19 protein-coding genes are annotated in these 19,848 nt (G+C 43.5%); 12 read left to right on the top strand and 7 right to left on the bottom strand.

Annotation, left to right across the window (positions count from 1 at the left end; translation table 11 throughout):
- The first annotated feature begins 595 nt into the window (after positions 1-595).
- From ASD40_RS22320 to ASD40_RS22340, 5 genes are read left to right on the top strand one after another with little or no spacing between them, the layout of a single operon-like run.
- The gene (locus ASD40_RS22320; RefSeq protein ID WP_082562373.1) at positions 596-2,155 is read left to right on the top strand and encodes a spore germination protein; all 1,560 of its coding nucleotides are present in this window, start codon (positions 596-598) and stop codon (positions 2,153-2,155) included.
- 19 nt (positions 2,156-2,174) lie between these two features.
- A complete protein-coding gene (locus ASD40_RS22325) occupies positions 2,175-3,368 on the top strand; it encodes a Ger(x)C family spore germination protein (RefSeq protein ID WP_057305367.1) in 1,194 nt (397 codons plus the stop codon).
- A gap of 5 nt (positions 3,369-3,373) precedes the next feature.
- A complete protein-coding gene (locus tag ASD40_RS22330; RefSeq protein WP_057305368.1) occupies positions 3,374-3,616 on the top strand; it encodes a hypothetical protein in 243 nt (80 codons plus the stop codon).
- Positions 3,617-3,644: 28 nt separating this feature from the next.
- A complete protein-coding gene (locus ASD40_RS22335; protein WP_057305369.1) occupies positions 3,645-4,742 on the top strand; it encodes a GerAB/ArcD/ProY family transporter in 1,098 nt (365 codons plus the stop codon).
- 22 nt (positions 4,743-4,764) lie between these two features.
- Positions 4,765-5,862, top strand: coding sequence for a GerAB/ArcD/ProY family transporter (locus ASD40_RS22340; RefSeq protein ID WP_057305370.1), 1,098 nt, complete (start codon positions 4,765-4,767; stop codon positions 5,860-5,862).
- A gap of 9 nt (positions 5,863-5,871) precedes the next feature.
- Here ASD40_RS22340 and ASD40_RS22345 read toward each other — a convergent pair whose 3' ends face one another.
- Positions 5,872-6,261, bottom strand: coding sequence for a ribosomal maturation YjgA family protein (locus ASD40_RS22345; RefSeq protein ID WP_057305371.1), 390 nt, complete (start codon positions 6,259-6,261; stop codon positions 5,872-5,874).
- A 159-nt stretch (positions 6,262-6,420) separates the two neighbouring features.
- Here ASD40_RS22345 and ASD40_RS22350 point away from each other — a divergent pair, with 159 nt between their 5' ends.
- From ASD40_RS22350 to ASD40_RS22360, 4 genes are all read left to right on the top strand, one after another.
- Positions 6,421-7,983: an SWIM zinc finger family protein gene (locus tag ASD40_RS22350; RefSeq protein ID WP_057305372.1), complete on the top strand. Its 1,563-nt coding sequence runs from the start codon at positions 6,421-6,423 to the stop codon at positions 7,981-7,983.
- On the top strand, positions 7,980-10,910 hold the full coding sequence (locus tag ASD40_RS22355; protein WP_057305373.1) for a DEAD/DEAH box helicase: 2,931 nt from the start codon (positions 7,980-7,982) through the stop codon (positions 10,908-10,910). The genes ASD40_RS22350 and ASD40_RS22355 overlap by 4 nt, the downstream gene beginning before the upstream one ends.
- 146 nt (positions 10,911-11,056) lie before the next feature.
- Entirely contained in the window at positions 11,057-11,449 is a 393-nt protein-coding gene (locus ASD40_RS39270; protein WP_321166558.1) for a CBO0543 family protein, read from the top strand.
- On the top strand, positions 11,436-11,918 hold the full coding sequence (locus ASD40_RS22360) for a CBO0543 family protein (protein WP_057305374.1): 483 nt from the start codon (positions 11,436-11,438) through the stop codon (positions 11,916-11,918). The genes ASD40_RS39270 and ASD40_RS22360 overlap by 14 nt, the downstream gene beginning before the upstream one ends.
- A 91-nt stretch (positions 11,919-12,009) precedes the next feature.
- On the opposite strand, the gene ASD40_RS22365 is transcribed toward ASD40_RS22360, so the two are convergent.
- Genes ASD40_RS22365 through ASD40_RS22375 form a run of 3 tightly spaced genes read right to left on the bottom strand, consistent with a single transcriptional unit; the run spans position 12,010 to position 13,385 of the window.
- On the bottom strand, positions 12,010-12,567 hold the full coding sequence (locus ASD40_RS22365) for an SRPBCC family protein (protein ID WP_235549349.1): 558 nt from the start codon (positions 12,565-12,567) through the stop codon (positions 12,010-12,012).
- 43 nt (positions 12,568-12,610) lie between these two features.
- Positions 12,611-13,072 (bottom strand): SRPBCC family protein, encoded by a 462-nt coding sequence (locus ASD40_RS22370; protein ID WP_057305375.1) that lies wholly within the window; start codon positions 13,070-13,072, stop codon positions 12,611-12,613.
- Positions 13,050-13,385, bottom strand: coding sequence for an ArsR/SmtB family transcription factor (locus tag ASD40_RS22375; RefSeq protein ID WP_063860126.1), 336 nt, complete (start codon positions 13,383-13,385; stop codon positions 13,050-13,052). Before ASD40_RS22375 ends, ASD40_RS22370 begins: the two co-directional genes overlap by 23 nt.
- A 173-nt stretch (positions 13,386-13,558) precedes the next feature.
- On the opposite strand from ASD40_RS22375, the gene ASD40_RS22380 reads away from it, so the two are divergent.
- Positions 13,559-13,945 (top strand): TfoX/Sxy family protein, encoded by a 387-nt coding sequence (locus ASD40_RS22380; RefSeq protein ID WP_057305376.1) that lies wholly within the window; start codon positions 13,559-13,561, stop codon positions 13,943-13,945.
- Between the two features lie 95 nt (positions 13,946-14,040).
- Here the strand turns inward: ASD40_RS22380 and ASD40_RS22385 are convergent, their stop codons facing one another.
- On the bottom strand, positions 14,041-15,048 hold the full coding sequence (locus ASD40_RS22385) for a DUF3231 family protein (RefSeq protein WP_057305377.1): 1,008 nt from the start codon (positions 15,046-15,048) through the stop codon (positions 14,041-14,043).
- 131 nt (positions 15,049-15,179) lie between these two features.
- The gene (locus ASD40_RS22390; protein ID WP_057305378.1) at positions 15,180-16,679 is read right to left on the bottom strand and encodes an MDR family MFS transporter; all 1,500 of its coding nucleotides are present in this window, start codon (positions 16,677-16,679) and stop codon (positions 15,180-15,182) included.
- Between the two features lie 139 nt (positions 16,680-16,818).
- Between ASD40_RS22390 and ASD40_RS22395 the strand changes: the two genes are divergently transcribed.
- A complete protein-coding gene (locus ASD40_RS22395; protein WP_057305379.1) occupies positions 16,819-17,472 on the top strand; it encodes a TetR/AcrR family transcriptional regulator in 654 nt (217 codons plus the stop codon).
- Positions 17,473-17,476: 4 nt separating this feature from the next.
- On the top strand, positions 17,477-18,337 hold the full coding sequence (locus ASD40_RS22400) for a helix-turn-helix domain-containing protein (RefSeq protein ID WP_057305380.1): 861 nt from the start codon (positions 17,477-17,479) through the stop codon (positions 18,335-18,337).
- A 72-nt stretch (positions 18,338-18,409) separates the two neighbouring features.
- On the opposite strand, the gene ASD40_RS22405 is transcribed toward ASD40_RS22400, so the two are convergent.
- Entirely contained in the window at positions 18,410-19,819 is a 1,410-nt protein-coding gene (locus ASD40_RS22405) for a HEAT repeat domain-containing protein (RefSeq protein WP_057305381.1), read from the bottom strand.
- Positions 19,820-19,848: the final 29 nt, after the last annotated feature.

The following is a 19,848-nucleotide window of genomic DNA, read 5'->3' on the forward strand; positions in this document are numbered from 1 at the left end:
ACTCTTATTTTTACAAAATACGCTGGAAATGAAGAAATAGCAGTCTCTAAAGGCTCTTATTCAACTGCATTTCTCCCGAATCCATACTTGGAAAAATCGGGCTTTTATTATGAAATTGACTAGTTTATACAACAATTCACACCTCTAGAGGCTGTTTTGCAAGATGAAGTTGCAAACTGTACAACATTTCGAACCCACTTGTTGCGAAATGGCCTATATGGGGTCCAAGTGTTGTACTTTATGCAACATTGAAGGTAATTTAGCGGGAGCTAGGCGGTATTGTTGTACTCCGTACAACATTCGCCTGAGAATATGGATTCACCCCCTCCTTTCACCAGTCCATCCATCCATCCATCCATTCATCCCCAACTCCAGTGAGCCTATATGACGATGAATTCCGACTGAAAACACTCCAATGTAGAACCATTTTGGATAAATCAATTAACGGTCTCTTCATATTAACATTTGACGTCATTTTTTCTTGAAAGTCATCTGCTTTTGGGAACGCAACAAAAGAACTTCGGACGCATACCTCAAGAAAGTTCAGGAAATGATGTTTATATAACAACATCCTAGAACTTGGAGAAAATACCACATGCTCGCTCATTGGCTGCGCTCCAAAAAGAAGCCTATCCCTCCTTCGCAGAACACAATCGTAGAACCTAGGGCATCCATGCCTTTATTCTCAACCATTCAAGAAAATGTTGATTACGTTCGACAAAGTCTCGGGAACAGCACAGACATTGTTATTCGAGAATTTACCTATAATGCCATTACTGAAGGGTTAGCCCTCTTGTATACAGATGGACTAGTTGATGCGAAAGTCGTCAATGATTTCATGATGAGATCTTTGATGGCTGATTCCACGGAAATTGATCCAGAGCAAGACCCATTTGATGTATTAACGATGCATACACTGACGATTGGTGAAATTCAGAAGGTATCGGATATGAAAGGAATGCTACATCATATCCTATCGGGCGATTCGGTCATATTGATGAACGGGTATACTACCGGGCTGGCAGCCGCCACCAAAGGGTGGAAAGATCGAGGCGTTACAGAGACGAATGTAGAAACCGTCGTGCGCGGGCCGCGGGAAGCTTTCTCCGAATCCATTCGAACGAATACCGCCTTGATTCGAAGAAAGATCAAAGATCCTAATTTATGGATGGAAACCTTCCAGGTAGGCCAGGTTACCCAAACTGACGTTGTCCTTATGTATGTCAAAGGGATTGCTCTAGATTCCCTAATTCTCGAGGCCCGCAATCGTTTGACTCAGATTCACATTGACGGAATCTTCGAGAGCAGTAATATTGAGGAACTCATTCAGGATGAAGTGATCACTCCTTTTCCAACCGTATATAACTCAGAACGTCCAGACGTCGTCGCACTTGAATTGATTCACGGCAAAATTGCCATTCTCGTAGATGGGACCCCCTTCGTGCTGATTGCTCCTGCTTTATTTGAAACTTTCCTCAAAGCATCCGAGGACTATTATCATCGTGTTGATATTAGCACATTAATAAGGATACTTCGTTATGCTGGATTTCTCATTGCCTTATTAGCCCCATCTTTTTATGTGGCAATAACAACGTTCCATCAAGAAATGCTGCCGACTCAACTGCTCATTAGCCTCGCTGCACAAAGAGAGGGTATTCCATTTCCAGCATTCATCGAAGCCTTATTGATGGAGATTACATTTGAAGTTTTACGGGAAGCAGCCTTACGCATGCCGCGAAGCATAGGTTCTGCCTTATCGTTTGTTGGAACGCTAGTCATTGGACAAGCAGCAGTCGAAGCCGGAATTGTTTCGGCAGCTATGGTTATCGTTGTTTCCATTACGGCGATTTCCAGCTTTGTTTCCCCTTCTTACGACTTATCAAATGCCATTCGCATCCTACGATTTCCTCTGATGGCTCTGGCTGCTTCATTTGGATTTTTCGGCATACTGGCAGGTTTACTAGGACTTATTCTGCATTTGAATAGTTTGCAATCGTTCGGTGTGCCCTATTTAAGCCCTTTTGCTCCACTTGAATTGAACAAACAAAAGGATGCCTTGTTTCGATTTCCTTTTCAATCGTTATTTTCACGAGCTCGTATCGTTAATGCGAGTAACGTAGTCAAGAAAGCGAATAGAAAGCCCTTCAAACCTTAGAAGGAGGAAAGAGGCAGATGTGAAATCATTTATTCGACTAACAGCTTGCTTACTTACCATAGTCTTACTGTTAAGCGGCTGTTGGAGCCGCAAGGAGCTTAATGATATTGCCATAGCAGAGGGAGTTGGCATTGATATTTCCGGTGAACAGTTTGAGTTAACCGTTCAAATTGTTAATCCGGGCAGTGTAACGAAGGCAAAGGGAGAGCATGAAATTCCCGTTATCGTGTATTCTTCCAAAGGCGATACACTAAGTGAAGCTGTGAAACGATTGACTTCATCGATTTCGAGAAAGATCTATTTCGCTCATATCCGCATTCTTGTGATTTCCGAGGAATTAGCCAAGAAAGGGATTGTCAATTCGATGGATTATTTAATGAGAGGGAACGAATTTCGATCTGATTTCAACGTGGTCGTAGCGAGAGAAGGCACAGCTAAGGAATTATTAAGTGTGATGACACCTTTGGAAAAAGTTCCAGCCAATTACATCTTTAACTCCCTCGAAGCAGCTAAGAAAGAATGGACAGCTTCAGTAACGATTCAAATAGATCAATTATCGAATGCTATAGTAACCCCAGGGAAGAGTACGGTCATATCAGGAATTCAGATTATTGGAGATCAAAAGGTAGGCAAAAGCAAAAAAAACATTGATTACTCAGGGCCTCCTGTACGATTAAAATACTCTGGTAATGCGATTATCAAGAGAGATAAACTTGTTGGTTGGCTTAACGAATATGAATCTCGTGCTTATTCCGTTATTACCAATCAATCAAAGCGGTCTGCCATACATCTGAATTGTCCCGAAGGAGGAAACATCGGTATTGATGTAGCTCGTATCAAAAGCAAGATTCACGCAGTTGTAAGAAACGATAAACCAGAGATATTTATTGAAACTAGAGCAGAGGGAAATGTTTCCGATGTGGAATGTAAAATCGATCTATTCAAAGTCGAAACGATCGATTACTTAGATAAACAATTTGTTAAATTTGCATTGGCTAATATGGAAAATACAATTAAGAAGACACAAAAACTAGGTGCGGATATATTTGGTTTTGGTGAGGCAGTTCATCGCGCTAACCCGAAATATTGGAACAAAGTGAAGAACAATTGGGAAGAACATTTCAAGCAATTGGAACCCCATCTGAATATCGATGCCAAAATTAGAGGTACCGGTACACTGGGTGATTCTGTGGTTAACGATATGAAGGAGTAATAGTTATGTTAATCGGCTTATGTGTACTTGCGTTATCTATTCTCATTGCGTGCTATGAAATTCCGCGTTTATGGAAACAAGGATGTAGGAAGGAGGTTTGGATCTACTGCATACTCATGTTGCTTGGTAATGTGTTGGCGACTCTGAAAGGAATGGCCAAACAAATACCTAATCCGGCCGACTGGATTACGTTTCTAATGATGCCATTAACCAAAATTTTACTGCAACTCGGTTTGATAAAATTGTAAGCATTTATCCTGCTTAGGGAGGCATGTCATGAATAACGAGAACATATTATCTGCTCGTCAACTCATGATCCTGATTATTTTATTTTCGGTGGGAACGACCATTCTTGTAGTCCCGTCGATGTTGGCCGCAGAAACTAAGCAGGATGCCTGGATCTCAGGTGTAATGGGCGTAGGCATTGGTTTGCTTTTCTTATGGATGTATGTGAAGTTAGCGAAGATGTATCCCGATTGTACGTTATTCGAAATGAATGACATTGTATTAGGGAAATGGTTAGGCAAAGCTGTAACACTATTTGTAGTCTTTATCGCAGTTGTGCTCAGCGCACAGGTCCTATATTATATTGGCACCTTCATGACTACTCAAATTATGCCAACGACACCTATACAAGCCATAAATATTCTTATGATTACTTTTGTTATTATAGGCGCAAAGCTAGGCGTAGTTGTATTGGGGAGAACCGCGGAAATTTTTTTCCCGTGGATTCTTCTGTTATTTTTTCTATTGGTGATCTTTGTAACGCCGCAGTCTCAAATTAAGAACCTTTTGCCCATAGGTGAAGCAAGTATAATGTCTATTTCACGGGCATCCATATTTATGCTCGTTTATTCTTATTTTCCTATCATTTTTACGCTTTGCTTGATAGCAAGCGATGTAAAATTCCCTAAGAGTTTAACTAAATCATTCCTCTATGGGGGGATAACGAGCGGATTTATTATGATTATTGTAGCTTTTCTTAGCATCCTGGTCATGGGACCCGACCAGTCGTCAAGACAAGTATATGCCACCTATGCATTAGCAAAGAAAATAAGTGTAGGGAATTTTTTGCAGCGTATCGAGGTCACTGTTGCATTCTTGTGGTTTATTTCCATTTATTTCAAATTAACACTATATTTTCACGTAGCGATTAAAGGAATTGCCTCATTCTTTCAGATCCAGAATTACAAATCTCTTTCGACACCAATTGGGTTTATCGTCACAGTGCTTTCGTTAGTGGTATATCCAAATGCGGCTTATACACACCAATGGGATATATTGACATGGGTTCCACTCACGTTTTGTTTTGGATTCGTGTATCCACTCTTATTGATCGGTCTTAGCTACATACGAAGAAAAAAGGATAAATGAGGTAAATAAGGGACGTGTATATATGCGTACAGATCAAATTTCCCCGCGACAATTCATGATTATCGTCATCCTATATGCCTTTGGAACAGCTATCTTGGTTATTCCGGCATCTGTTGCGGCAGATATGAAGCAGGATGCATGGATGCCACAATGGCTAAGCATTGCTATGGGTGTCGTTCTCGTTTGGCTTTATGTATTTATTTCCAAGAAGTTCCCGCAGTGTTCTATTTTCGAAATTAATGATAAAGTTTTTGGCAAGTGGTTGGGGAAGTTCATAACGTTAAGTCTTGCACTAGTAGCGCTCATTCTGAGTTCACAAGTTGTTTTTTATGTAGGTCATTTTATGATTACTCAAATCATGCCGGAAACGCCAATTCAATCTATACACATCATATTCATGCTAACTGTCATATTTGGAGCAAAGCTAGGGATGGTTGTCATGCTAAGAACAGCAGAGATCTTCTTCCCTTGGATCGTGCTATTATTTATCTTGTTCATGGTCACTAGTATTCCTAATATGGAACTTAACAATCTATTACCGATTGGGGAAACAAACACCCTTCCAGTCATTCGATCTGCCATAAGAATCACCAGTTATTCTTATATGTCTTTGTTTATTACGATTGGTACCATCATTCATCAAGTTACTAGTATACAAAAGGCTAAGAAAGCTTATTTAATAGGCATAATCATAAGTGGGATTATACTTCTTCTAATCATTGTCTCAAGTATTCTTGTATTAGGAGCAGGTAATACCGCTATGCAAGTGTATCCTAGTTACGCCCTGGCGCAAAGAATAAATATCGGGAATTTTTTACAACGAATAGAAGTAATCGTGGCATTTTTATGGCTTGTTTCGATTTATTTCAAACTATCTATGTTTTTTTACACAACGATAAAAGGCATTGCGCATGTGTTCCATTTTCGTGATTACAAAATACTTTGTTTTCCATTTGGACTGATTATTACGGTCTTATCTCTTGTTGTTTATCCAAATACAGCCTATGGAGATAAATGGGATACTTTAACGTTTATTCCCCTCGCTCTCCTTATAGGTGTTGTTTATCCTCTCTTGATTGTACTGATAAGTTGGATGCGAAAATCGTCCATTCGTGTGTAAATGGCATGGCTAAATACACTTTTCGCGCTCCAGCCAACACTTGTCTATCCAAAAAGCAATTGTAATACCGATGACATATCTAAACAAATCAACTGTTAAATATCCTCTTCCAAGTACGAGGGATCCAATGACCGTATTTCTTATTTCGATTATCCATTCTGCTTGATATAACTGACTACATTCAATAGCAAAGCTAAATAAGACACTGATTATAACTGCCCATTTTAAACTTCTCTGTATAAAAAGAAATCGAAATCCAAAATAGACCATACTTGCCCAAAGCACGTCTCCAGCATGTTTAACAATAAAATGAGGGATTAGGCCGGAGAACGTTCTTGAACTTAAGCCTAGAATGACGGAAGTTATTATGGCTACAAAATACTTTATCCGAGTTTTCAAATAGAATCATTCCTCCTATTAAATAGACTCACTGACTGGTGTATCCTTCTCATTTGTTATATGATTTGAACATATTTCTTCAAATTTACATGATCAGCTTCACTATTTATACTAAAAGATGATTTTGATTATTGAAAGTGGAAAAAAAGGAGTTATTCGATGAGTTCTCCCATTATAAACGATGACCAATGGTTGCAGCTGCTGGAGCACGTAGCCGAAACTTATAATGACGTTACCCTAAGTCGAGGGTTTACTTACTTTAAACAACAGCGAGTAGCTTCCTTGATCATATCTGAGACTCGAGTCGCTCAGGCACGGGTGGAAGAGGAAGAATCCGGAAACTACCGCGTCACTTTGAATTTAGACAAGCCCCGCTCCAGTCAATGTAGTTGCCCAGTACCAGCTGCTTGCAAGCATATGGCAGCCGTTTGGATGGAGCTTGGGGATCGTCTGGGTTACCCCGCTTCCCAAATTATGAATGCCAAAATGCATCTCAAGCGGGCTACTTCAATAACCTCACTGGAGTCTACGCTCACCCAATTGCCCAAAATGGATGTATCCGGCTGGCAGAAGTTTCTGAACCATTACACGTCTCTCATTAAGGCGACATATGATTTGGGCAATTATGTGGATATGCTGCGGCAGCAATTGCAAAACATCGAGAAGATCACTATTCCTTTTTCTGATATTGATCAGATTTTTTTTGAGATGCATCAGGAATTATTTATCCTAAGAAAAATAAAAGAGCAGAACGCACAAGGTGGTGTAAGTTACTATACTTCTTCCACCCTTTACCGGGTTTATGATGAGGCTCATACTTGGCTGAAGCAACATTCTCCCCTTCTCGACTTCTCGGTTTCCGGAGAGCGCCTTGAGCAGACGTTAAATTATATCAGACAGCAGATGTCCGAAGAATCGGGTCATAATTATCAAGATTATGGCGTCTATAGCGCGCTTTGGAAACATTGGATTGCCCCGAGTCCCGAGGCAAGTCAATATGTAACTAAGGAGATAGAAGCTCTTGAGACGATGACAATGGATAGTCCCTCTCCTTCTCTCTCAGCCGCAAAGGCTTTCTTGTACTTGCAGCAATCCAAGAGTAAAGAAGCCTGGGAGGCTTTGGAAACGAATGGTATTTTCAAAGAGGCCCCTGCCAAACTATTTATTCCTTTCCTAGACTATCTATATGACGTCCAGAACTGGGAAGAGCTTGTGAATTGGTTGAGAAGATCAGTCTCTTTTTTCAATCGGAAACGGACCAAAGAACTTGAGGTTTATGCCGGTTTTTGGACAAAGGCCATCGTTCATCTTCCTCAAGCGGAAGAACACATGTGGAGCGCTCTAGAAGAGCTTTTGCCTTATTCTTTCCGGATTATTGAGGAAATGCTGTACGAACAAAGAAAATGGAAGCCATGGTTGGAAATGCAGATCCTTCAGGGGCATGACCCTCTTTATCATCGCGTCAATGTCCTGCAGCCGATTGAGAAGGATACACCAAAACTCCTTCTACCCTATTACCATCAAGCCGTAGATTACTATGTCAGTTTGAAAAATCGGCATGATTACAAATTAGCTGTCAGGCTCCTCAAGCGGCTCGATAAAGTGTACAAGAAAATGAAACAAACTGAGCGATGGGAACATTTCTTTTCTAGTTTCGTAGAACGACACAGCAGGCTGAGGGCGCTGCAAGAGGAACTTAGGAAAGGAAAGCTACTCGGATGAGCACAAAATTGCATGATATGACATTGAACGTGACCTTAACGGACAGTGGAGATGCCTTACTCTGGGGGCTGCAGGACGGACGCGACGTGCCTGGGGATAAATTTCGAAAGCTGCTGTTCGCATGGCACGAGCCATCTTACTATGGGACCATTCTGGACCAACAGCTAGCGGGAGAGTTGACACTAACGATCCTGCCCGTGGAGATGGTGCTCCCCTTCTTCGCAGAACCCTACTTCATGGATGTTCTCCGGTGGGAAGGGGGAAACGAAACCACGAAGGGACTGCTAGAAGTGGCGCCGGTTCTATACCGAGAAGCTAGAGCAGGTCATTACATACCCAGTTACAGTGCATTCCGAAATGGGAACTTGGCTTGGACTTGGGATGTCGAAACGGAGTCACTGAAACAACTTGATTGGAATGCACTAATAAGCATAAATGGCTTAGGTGAGGGAATGTCTGGCTTACGTGCTGCCTTCTCCGCTGTGGTTTCGGCTGAGCACTACCCCAATGAAGCTGCCTTATCCGATCTTCGGCGTGATTATCCAGCCCTGTTCCGAGCACAGAAGTCTGCGCCTACCTCGGCTGATGCGTTCACCGACGAAGAATGGCTTGCTTCCCTCGGCTGGAAACCGGACACTGCTCCCTTCCGCCCTGCTCTGCAGCTGCTGGAACCGGACGAAAATGATGATACTTGGCGTCTCCGCTTGGTACTGCAAGATAAAAGTGAAGGATCGGTTATAACGCCAATTCGCCTTAATGCTGACGGACGCGCTTCAGGCACGTGGGCTAGCGATTGGAGCCCGTATATCCTAGAGCGTTCTCTTGGCTGGGCTACTAGGCTAACAGAAGCTTTGCCTGGGCAGAATAGCGGCGGCGAGCTATTAGCAGAACCATTAAGCGACGGAGCGGCTTGGTCGTTTCTGACAACAGACAGCCGTCTTTTGTTGGAAGATGGCTGGAATGTCATGCTCCCCGGTTGGTGGGAGGCCGCCTCGAAACGGAAGCCTCGGTTGCGCGCAAAGGTTTCCTCAGAAGCTGGCGGCAAAGGCGAGTCGCTATTCGGGCTGAACTCGCTAGTAAACTTCGATTGGCGGATTGCCATTGGCGATTCCGACCTGAGCGAAGCTGAATTTGCTGGGCTGCTTAGCCGCAATGAAAAGCTTATCCGCTTCCGTGGACAATGGGTGATCTTGGATCCTTCTTTATTGGGGCAAATTCGAAGGCTCATGGAAAGCGTGAATCCCGAAGAAGGTTTGTCCCTGCAGGATATCTTTCAGCTTCACCTGCTAAGTGAGTCGGAAAAGGAAAGAACCCAAAAGGAAAGTCTTACAGCGGAGGAAGAAGCGGAAAATGAAGAACGGCTGAAGCTCGAAGTCGAGCTGAATGCTCACCTCTTGGCGCTGCTGCGTCAGCTTGGGCAACCTTCGGAATTAAAGGAAATTGCTGTACCTGAAGGGTTGCGCGCTGAGCTTCGCAAGTATCAACACGAGGGCTTCACTTGGCTGAGCTTCCTTAGGAAGTTCGGACTGGGTGCCTGCTTAGCCGATGATATGGGACTCGGAAAAACGGTTCAATTCATCACGTATTTACTGCATCATAGAGCAGAGTCGGAACACCCTGCCCTACTCATCTGTCCCACCTCTGTGCTTGGCAACTGGCAGAAAGAGCTAGTTCGCTTTGCTCCGGAGTTAAAGGTTTATCTTCATTACGGGAAGGGACGTTTAAGCGGCGAAGCTCTTTCTCAGGTTTTGAAAGACACCGATATTGTCCTTACCTCCTATACGACAGCTTTGATGGATCAAGAGACTCTGCAAGAAACCACGTGGAGTTCCCTTTGCTTAGATGAGGCCCAGAATATCAAGAATGCCCACAATAAACAATCCGCAGCGATCCGTACGCTCAAAGCTCGGCACCGCATTGCATTGACAGGAACACCTATTGAGAATCGATTGTCCGAGCTGTGGTCGATCTACGACTTTCTTAATCCGGGATATCTCGGGAACCAACGTGGGTTTCAGCATCGTTTTGCGAATCCGATAGAGAAGCACCACGACGAGGAGCGAACGGCACAGCTGCAGAAACTCGTCAAACCTTTCATGCTGCGCCGCAAAAAGAAAGATCCGGCGATCCAGCTCGATTTGCCCGATAAGCTTGAAATGAAAGTCTATATCAATCTAACAGCCGAGCAAGGCGCACTCTATGAACGATCCGTCAAGGATCTCATGGAACGCATGCAAAAGCTGGAAGGCATGGATCGCAAAGGAGCGATCCTAGCAGCCTTAACGCAGCTAAAGCAGCTATGCGACCACCCTAATCTGCTAACGAAGGAAGCTAATCTATCGGAGGAAACTCTGCTTGCTGAAGAGAACCGCGAAGCCTTCGTCATGCGATCCGCGAAGCTTGAACGGCTGGTTGCCATGGTCGATGAACTTCGGGACGAGGGCGACTCCTGCCTGATCTTCACCCAGTATGTAGGGATGGGGCGAATATTGGCTGACGTGCTTCGGGCACATCGCAACGAACCGGTATTGTATCTGAACGGAAGCACGCCAAAGTCAGAGCGCGATAAGATGATTGATACGTTCCAAGCCGCAGATGGAACAGGGCCGGGTATCTTCGTTCTGTCGCTGAAAGCCGGCGGAGTCGGACTCAATTTGACCGCAGCGAACCATGTTTTCCACTTCGACCGTTGGTGGAATCCTGCCGTTGAAAACCAGGCCACGGATCGCGCCTATCGGATGGGACAAACGCGCAATGTACAAGTACATAAGTTCATTTCCCTGGGCACATTGGAGGAACGAATCGACGAGATGCTTGAGAGCAAGATGAGTCTAAGCGAGAACGTGATCTCTACCTCCGAAGGCTGGATTACGGAACTCTCAAACGACGAATTGAGAGATTTGTTTGCACTTCGCAAGGAGTGGTGATTGAAGAACGATAGCCTCCTCAAGCATGAGGAGGTTTTTTCATTTCATTGCCTTATTCCTTTAATCACTCATATCGTGCGCTCCATTTGAGATCATATCCATTTATTTACATGATATCTGGCAAATAATACGCCACTTCCCAGACTATCGTTTGGTTTTCAGTAATTCTGCAAGTCAAGCTGAGGATCATTTCTTTCCCAGTTCGTGAGTTCCCGAGAGCGACAGATATCGGATTTACGATCACGTATTTACTGTATCCAATATTAATTAGTATCTACATTCTCCTTGAGCCGCGGCGCTCGCGGGCGATAAGAACCCTCTATCTGCTGTTATGGTGCGCTGCTCTTGCCTGGTTAAATGATATGATAAATCAGTACACACAATTGTTAGAATATAAGTTCCTCGACTGGTTCATGGGCAGTATGTTCTTTATTTTCTTACTGGCATTAACGAAAGTGATTGTTCGCTGGTTTTATCGATATGGAGAACAAGAAGCATATGAAGCTGAAATGGAGGAAGTTAAGCATGAGCAAGGATAGATGGGTGCTAACTGCTGTGTGGGTTCTATCGTTTGGGCTCATCTTCACCATCCCACGTCGTAAAATCCGGCTAGCGGTCATGTCCTTCCTATTCAAGCTGATGCTTACTTGTCCGATTGGCCTGATAGTTGTAGAGTATAATTTAGTGGCTTATCCTGTGGTAGAGCTGCCTGATGTGAGCCGAACCAGCATGACTTACGAGTACTTTGCTTATCCGATCATCTGCATGGTGTTTAACTGCTATTATCCCAGCGGCCGGAGCCGCTGTGTGCAGTTTAGTTATTACATCATTTTCTGCATGCCACTCACGATTACGGAAGTCATCCTAGAACATTATACGAATCTCGTCCGTTATGTTCACTGGAGCTGGTTCTGTACAATGCTCTCTCTAATGATTACATTCTTATTAAGCCGAATGTTTTGTGTGTGGTTCTTCAATAGGAAGAGGGCGCCTGCATCTAACATGTAATTCTCGTTCATACGCATGTCCTTTGGAAGCGATGAGAACAAATAAAAGGGGCTGTCCCAAAAGTAGATCTTGAGGACAGCCCCTTATTATGTTAGGCTAGGTACTTCTTGAGAGGTTCCCAATAATTTGTATGCCAACCAGGAGCCAGGTGAGCTTCTTGTCCTTCAGGAAAGCCTGTATGGCTAAAGATTAGGCGGGTTTCCTCGCCTTGCCCTTCCAATTCAAACTTCACTAGGGAATATACGCCTTCCTCCCAATTCGCGACACGCCATGCTTGAACGATTCGCTTGTTTGGCTCCAGTTCAATATTTTTCCCTACGATCATCCCCCCGAAGCAGGAGAAGGAACCGCCAGCCTCCGGAGTTAATTCTGTAGGTGCTCCACCTGAGACTTTGCTAAACTGGGCGGCATCAGTCAGCGCTTCATAGATGCGTTTCGGATTTGCTGCGAAAACAACCTCCTGATGAATAGCTGTAGAATCGCCTAATTGCTTGTCTTTTCCCATTAACCATTGTGTAAGCTGCTCTACAGACATGCTTTTCAACATATCAGTATGATCGTGAATCGCATGATGCCACATCTTCGCTTCAACTTCGTATCGGTTTTCCTCTTCTACCTTGAACCCACAATCGCAAGATAATGTCGTCATTCTCTTCCATCTCCCCATAAGCTTTTTTTATGATACGTATTATTTAATGCATGGCCTTAACCGACCAAGGATCTACCCCAGGATCTCCACCCTCAGCCAACGTTTGGAGTCTAGTTGTATAATGCATCCAGCCTTCTGTGTGGCCGGCGACTTCTTCGACTGGCAAGTCGTAGTGAGTTAATAGCAGAACAGTACCTTTGTCTTTAGCTGTGAATTTAAATTCGAGCGTGCTTGATCCAGGTGGAACCACCTTGGATTTCTCCCAGCCCCACGACATAATGATTTTCTCGTTAGGAATAATTTCTTTATACTCCCCCATCGCAATATCCGATCCATTCACATCGATCCGATATTTCCCTCCGATGCTTGGCTCCAACAGAATATGTCTGCCCATCCAACGAACCATCTTCTCAGGGTCGGTAAAAAAGGAGAATAAGATCTCCGGACGGCAATCGATGAACATCTCTTTCCTAATCGTATCATTAGTCTGATTCGTTTGATTCACGGTTACGCTGTCTCCTCTCTTCTTCTTCTGCGGCTTCCTTCAATAGCAGTAGACTATCATCCCAGAAACGGTCAATGTACGCTTTCAGATCAGCAAAACCTTCCCTCCTCATACGATAATACCGCTTGGTTCCCTCTCTCCGAACCACAAGTAGTCCGGATTCCTCAAGAACCTTAAGATGTTGTGATACTGCTGGCGCCGAAATGTCAAAATGGGACGCGATGGAGCTAGATGTAAGCTCTCCATCACGTACGAGATATAAGATATCTCTGCGTCTTGGCTCTACTATGGCTTGGATCACTTTTTCGATCATGACGTTACTTTAGCACACACTTAATTAAGTGTCAACTTAAATAATGAAACTATTTAAGTTGACACTTACATAAGTGATTGCTAAAATACGGCAGAAGAAGCATTCAAGGAGACTTGAAACGGCTTAAGTCGATTATGGAAATAAAAATACCACATTGAAAGGAAGTTTTCTTTATGTCCATGCCTCGTCCTGATGAGGAGATGAAACAATTTTTCGCTGACGTTATGCCCGGTGATCCTCATATTCATATTCGTCCCATGTTCGGTAATCTGGCCGGTTTTATTAATGGCAACATGTTCGTTGGACTTTACGGACAGCAAATTTTTATCCGCCTGCCGGAAGACGCACGTGCTCGTCTCGTCGAGCAAGAAGGAGCATCATTGTTTTCCCCCATGCCAGGCAAACCGATGAAGGAATATGTCACCTTACCGGAACAGTGGCGGGAAACGCCTGATACAATTACGGCGTGGATCGAGCAATCCTTACAATGGGTCGCAGCAATGCCAGAGAAGATTCCTGCGAAGAAAAAAACGAGCACCAAGAAGAGTAAAAACGTATAGCCGTACTTTCCTGACAAACCAAAGACCATCCAGTACGCACAGGATGGTTTTTTATTGAAGTAAAATAGAGCTGCGTAACACGAATACGATTCCCTTCACGTAGATAGTAGAGCGTTACGTTCGATCGCTCCAGGCATTTTTTCCATCCAATCATTCTTTATCATCAGTTCTGCGCCATCGTCTGCATAGGTTCCAATTTCACCAGTAAGCCGAAGATATGCAGTTGTCAAATCCCTCCTCATACTTGCTGCAAGAGAAGCTCCATAGTTTCCCATTCCTACGGCTGAAAGAAAGACCGTATGGTAGAGCATTAGCTTATCGGAAAATGGGGACTCCTTAGAATTTGAAATTTCTGTTTCCCAAGTCGTTGGTGCCGGCAACTGGTCATCGCGCAATAAATCGCTGAATACTTCGACATGCTTCGAGGAGATATCTCTGCCGCGCACGATATAAGCAATGACTTCTTTAGCTTGAGCAACTTGAGAAAAACCTAACATCAATGCTTGACCCATGCTATTTTTCATAATATTCAAATAAAGATTCGCGATTTCCGCTGCATTTAAAGGTCTACGATCGCCTAGCAGTCCATTTAACCAGCTTTCTTTGTGCACGTATTCAACGGAATTGGGATACGGTAAATAAGGACTCCTAGTGAGAATTCCTTTAGATTGCAATATAGCCGTAGATTTCTCCAGCAGTTCAGCCGTAGTTTTCAGATTATGTAGAAAGAATGCACGAATATCCTGTCTTGAACTGCTTGCTAATGCCATTCCATAAGTAACAGTGCCAGCAATGCCCATATGTCTAAGATAGAGCAGCATAAAACCATCTGAAAATAGTCTTGGCGCTTTTAGGTTGACATCCTTCTCTGTAAAGGCGTGAGGGATAGGAAACTGTTCGTCTTTAAATAACTTATTAGCAAATTCCATATGTTCTGTTATCAATCCAAGAGCAAATTCAATGATTGGTTTTATTTCACCATCCTCAACAGTATGCAAGAAATGCTTAAGAACACAATTGACCATACTGTCACTTAAATATCCTCCCCATAAAGGCGCGATATCACCAGAAGCTAGTTGAATATGATGCTCATCTTGACTCATTGTATTGCCCCCTAATATGATGTTTTACGCTATTGGTTAGAATTCCATAAATACACAACTTCTATGTAGAATCGTAATAACAAAAAAAGCCTACCGAATATTCGGTAAGCTTCCAATAAGATTGTTCTTATTTAGTGAAGCCCTTCTAACGCGACTTCTTGTTTCACAGCCTCATTAGGCTGTGTCTTATCACGGCGAAGGAACAAACCTAAGAATATCCCACAGATCGCAATAATGAGCATCACGTGGAAAGTCTGGCCGAAAGCTTCGGGCGCTACAGCAAGCATAGCCTTTTGCATATCAGCAGGACTGTTTATTGGAATGTTTTTTGCAGCTATGGATGAGTTCACGCGCGAGGAGAGAATAGTCACCAGAGTAGCAACTGCAAAAGAATTGATAACTTGCTGCATGGCACTAGTTAAAGAAGTAACTCGACTTACCAAATCATGAGGAGCTTTCTTAATTAGATGTGAATTAAGAGGCATCATCATGAGTCCCATACCTGAACCAGCCATAATAAGCGGTAAAATTAAGTCATGTCCTTCTGTCGTTAGATTGACATGCGAATATTGAAAGATCGCACCGGAAACAAGACTGAGCCCAGCGACTACTAACCAGCGAACACCGATTTTATCAAACAAGTATCCGCCAATCGGCATCATAACGGCCGAAGCTAACGCTTGTGGGAATAACGTCATCCCCGTATCGAACGCACCGTACCCGCGGGCTTGCTGAAGAAATTGCGGAAGCAGGAAAATAGCCCCGAACAAGCAGAATTGCAGTACCCACTGTACGAAAATACTGAAGGAAAAATCCACTGATCGGAACACTCTTAACTCGAGCAGAGGGAGTTTGGATCTAAGTTCAACAATGATAAAAGCGATCAATGCGACAGCTCCAATGATGATGCCCCACAGTGTTTTATCGGAAGTCCAGCTTTCAGCACCTTGTGTGATCCCATACGATAAGGATGCAAAGGCAATAGGCCCTAGAATCATACCCGGTAAATCAAAACCAGCTACCTTCTTACGTGCGACAGCCGGCAGCTTCCACAGCCCAAAGATAAAGCTGAAAATACCGACAGGAAGATTAATTAAGAAAATCCAGTGCCAGGAGTGGTACTCAACCAGCCATCCGGATAAGATTGGCCCAATCGCAGGCGCTAGCAAAATGGGTACACCCAACATCCCCATCACTTGACCAATTTTGTTCGGAGGACTCAGCCGGAATACATAAGCCATTGCAACAGGCATAACGAATCCCCCGCCTAAACCTTGAAGGATACGGAAAACAATCAACCACTCCGCGTTGTTCGGTGTAGCACATAAGACCGATGCAACGGTAAAAAGAACGACAGAGGTGAGGAATACATTCTTCGCCCCAAATCGGTCTGATAACCATCCCGCTAATGGAATGACTGCCGCTGTCGCCAGCATATAGCCTGTTACGGTCCACTGTATGGTTGGTAAATCTGTTTTAAAATCGATGACCAGCTTCGACAATGCCACATTCATCGCAGTCGTATCGAGGATAACCATAAAAATACCCGATATGATAGCGATGAGCGGTACCAGAATACTCGTAATCTTAAACTCCGGCTCCGCTTCACCAGATGTTATTGGTTTACTCATGTTGTGTTCCTCCTTCACAATATCTACTCCATCGTGCTACAATAGTAACGGACAATTGTCCGCAACATCATATTACGGACAATTGTCCGGATTGTCAATTATTTCTTTTGTTAAGATTGTTCTTATAGGAGGAGCACGTGTGAAACATCCAGATACCAATGAGAATTCAATATATAGCCAAGATATGAAAGCCATTCCACCTTGCGGTCGACGCGAAGAACGTGATTCAGAGTATCGACGGCGTATTCTTACGTCTGCCAAAAGCCTATTCGAAACCAATCAAATTGAATCCGTTACCATGCACCAAATTGCCAAAGAGTCGGGCGTGGGTCAAGGTATTCTTTATCGCCGTTACGCCCATATTGGCGAGGTTTGCAGCGATCTGCTTCGTTCAACAACATCCCAGTTTATTGCTTCTCTGGAAGCTAGTATTGCTGATCCCGCTCCCGAGGTAACAGCTATGAACCAATTGTCGGACACGATCGTTCGAATTATTGATTTTGTGGACGGTAAAGCTTCTTTACTGTCCGTCATCAACACCATATATACGGACAAACATAGCTTCTATTTACACAAAAAGCCCATTTATGTTCGACTCCACAACCTTCTCGCTCCTTTGATAACTCGTGCCGTTCAACAAGAGGAGATTGGACCGATCGATGTCACTTTGACTGTTAACATCATACTTGCCTCGGTAACACCAGAACAGTACTTGTATCATCGAGAAATTCTGGGCTATACCAAACAACAATTTATTGATGGCATTTGCCGACTCTTCGTGAAAGGAATATAAGCGCATGAGAATTGATATGAATCCTAGCCAGCTCACCTTCTGGAAGAAATATATTGCTAAAGCGAAGCTTGATTTATCCTATGCTGCCTACACCAAGGTACTGAGATCCTGGAACGATGAGAACGCTGCTTGTCCGTTTAATCGCCTGTATTTTATTATCGAAGGAGAAGGCTTTGTAAAAGTTGGGGATCAGACCTATTATCCGAAACCAGGCGAACTTTATCTGCTTCCGGCGGGGAGTAATCAAGCTTATGGAACTATAAGCGATCATACTTTCGGAAAATACTGGTGTCATTTCACGGCCAAAATCGGGGATTTGGATCTGTTTCAGATTTTGCAAACATCTGCTTTCATTACGATCAAAGATCCAGAAGCTTTACAAAATAAATTCGAACACTTGATAGCCTATATTAAAAGTGAAGAATTAACTTCCGCCTTTAGAGTCAATGCGATTTTAAGTGAATTCATTGCCGAATTCATTGAACAAAGTGAAACCGTCAAGCTGAATCTGGCTTCTACCCCTACTTTCGAGAAGATGAATAGTGTGCTGCACTATATGGAACAGCATATTGCTGATAACGTATCCGTAGATACATTATCCCAAATTGCGCATTATCACCCTAACTACTTTATTAATGCCTTTAAACAATTTACGGGTTATTCACCGATTCAATATATGAACCATTTACGCTCAGAAAAAGCCAAGGATTTACTCATGATGACGGAATTAAATGTTTCACAAATCGCTGATTCGTTGGGAATGGAATTATCGTATTTTTCCCGGATGTTCCGAGAACAAACGGGTTTTACACCAACTTCTTTCCGTGATTTGAAACCGAAAATGCTCGATTACAACGAACTATGATTCAATGAAAATGGAAACAACACAAAGAGGGCAAAAGTTAATTTGCCCTCTTTGTCTATCTATTTTGCGCGTTTACGGGTAGAACGCATTAGTCTTAGTCGTTGTCGGGCACCAGCGGGAATTAAGCAGAAACTTAATGAGCGTATTCTTAGCACGTTCCGTGCCGATATAATGCAGAGATTCGGCAGCATGAGCACGAACATATCTGTTCTCATCATCCAATGCGATTTCCAACTGCGGCACAGCTGCTTCCGCTTGAGATCCTAATCGGGACAAGGATAAACTTGCCATGAAGCGAACTTGCGCGTTCTCATCTTGTAAGCTTCTACCTAAGCTTGACACGATATCTTTCACTGGTGAGTCCATGAATCCAAGTGCATCTACTACGGCACAGCGAACAAGTTCAGCAGGATGTTCGAGCAGCTTTATGAAGGTAGGAACAGCTTCTGCCGCTAACCCTCTTAATTCACCAAGCGCAAATATTGCATGTGTAACGATGTTAATATTCTCATGATGCAAAGCTGCAATTAGCCCGTTAACTGCCTCGCTTCCTGAAACTGATAATCCATAAGCGGAAATTCGCGATACTTGGTTATTCTCGCTATTTAAGCCTTCGAGTAAAGCGTCCACTCCCTGCTGCCCTCTTCTTGCCAGATCATAGGCCGCATTGATCGCTAGCGGTTCAAAGCCATCCAACTTAGCGGCTAATTCCTTAATTTGATCCGGATCAGATTCAGCTGTTCCTGCCAGACTGCCTATTTTTCCAGATAGCCAGTTCCAAGTTTCTTCCCACATCAAATCATGCTCAACGATTGGCAAATGTAAGTTAGCCGGCTTCCTCCATGCTGCCTCTTGATTATTCCAGCTAGGTGCTTTCGGCAGCTCTGTACGCATGAATTCAAACTTCAGCATATAGCGCGGCTGACCTAAGACATTAGGCGTGGAACGATGCCAAATATCATAATGGATTAGTGCAAAAGTACCCGCCTCGCCGCTTGCTAAGACTTCCCCTTCTTGTTCATTGGATTCAAAAGTCCGAGTCTGGTAATTTTGCGTGCCCGGCATAACACCTGTTGGTCCTAATTCTACTGGTGTATCCTGCGGGAAATACATAATCATTGCCCAATTCGGGTGATGATTGCGCATTCTGTCATAGCCCCAATAGCTATCCTTATGCCAGCCTCCAGCCGTTGCTGAAGCATTGAAATGCCCATGTCTATGTGCGTGCATCATATAGTTCTGCCCTAATACACTTGTTAAAGCACCTGTCACAACTGGGTGATCGAATACTTTTTGCAGCTCACGAATGCGGGGTAGTAAATTATTGCCGGGGTTCCCCTCTTCCGTATAAACCGTGTTTAATTGTTCTACAAGATTGCTGTGAAACTCGCTCGAAAAATCGGTTTTGAGGATTAAACATCCGTTTGTAATAAACTCTCTCATTTGCTCATCTGTCAATAATAAAGGTGTGTTTTCCTGCATGGCTGTTAGCCTCCTTGGCTTTGAATGAA

Source organism: Paenibacillus sp. Root444D2, assembly GCF_001426375.1.
GTDB lineage: Bacteria > Bacillota > Bacilli > Paenibacillales > NBRC-103111 > Paenibacillus_E.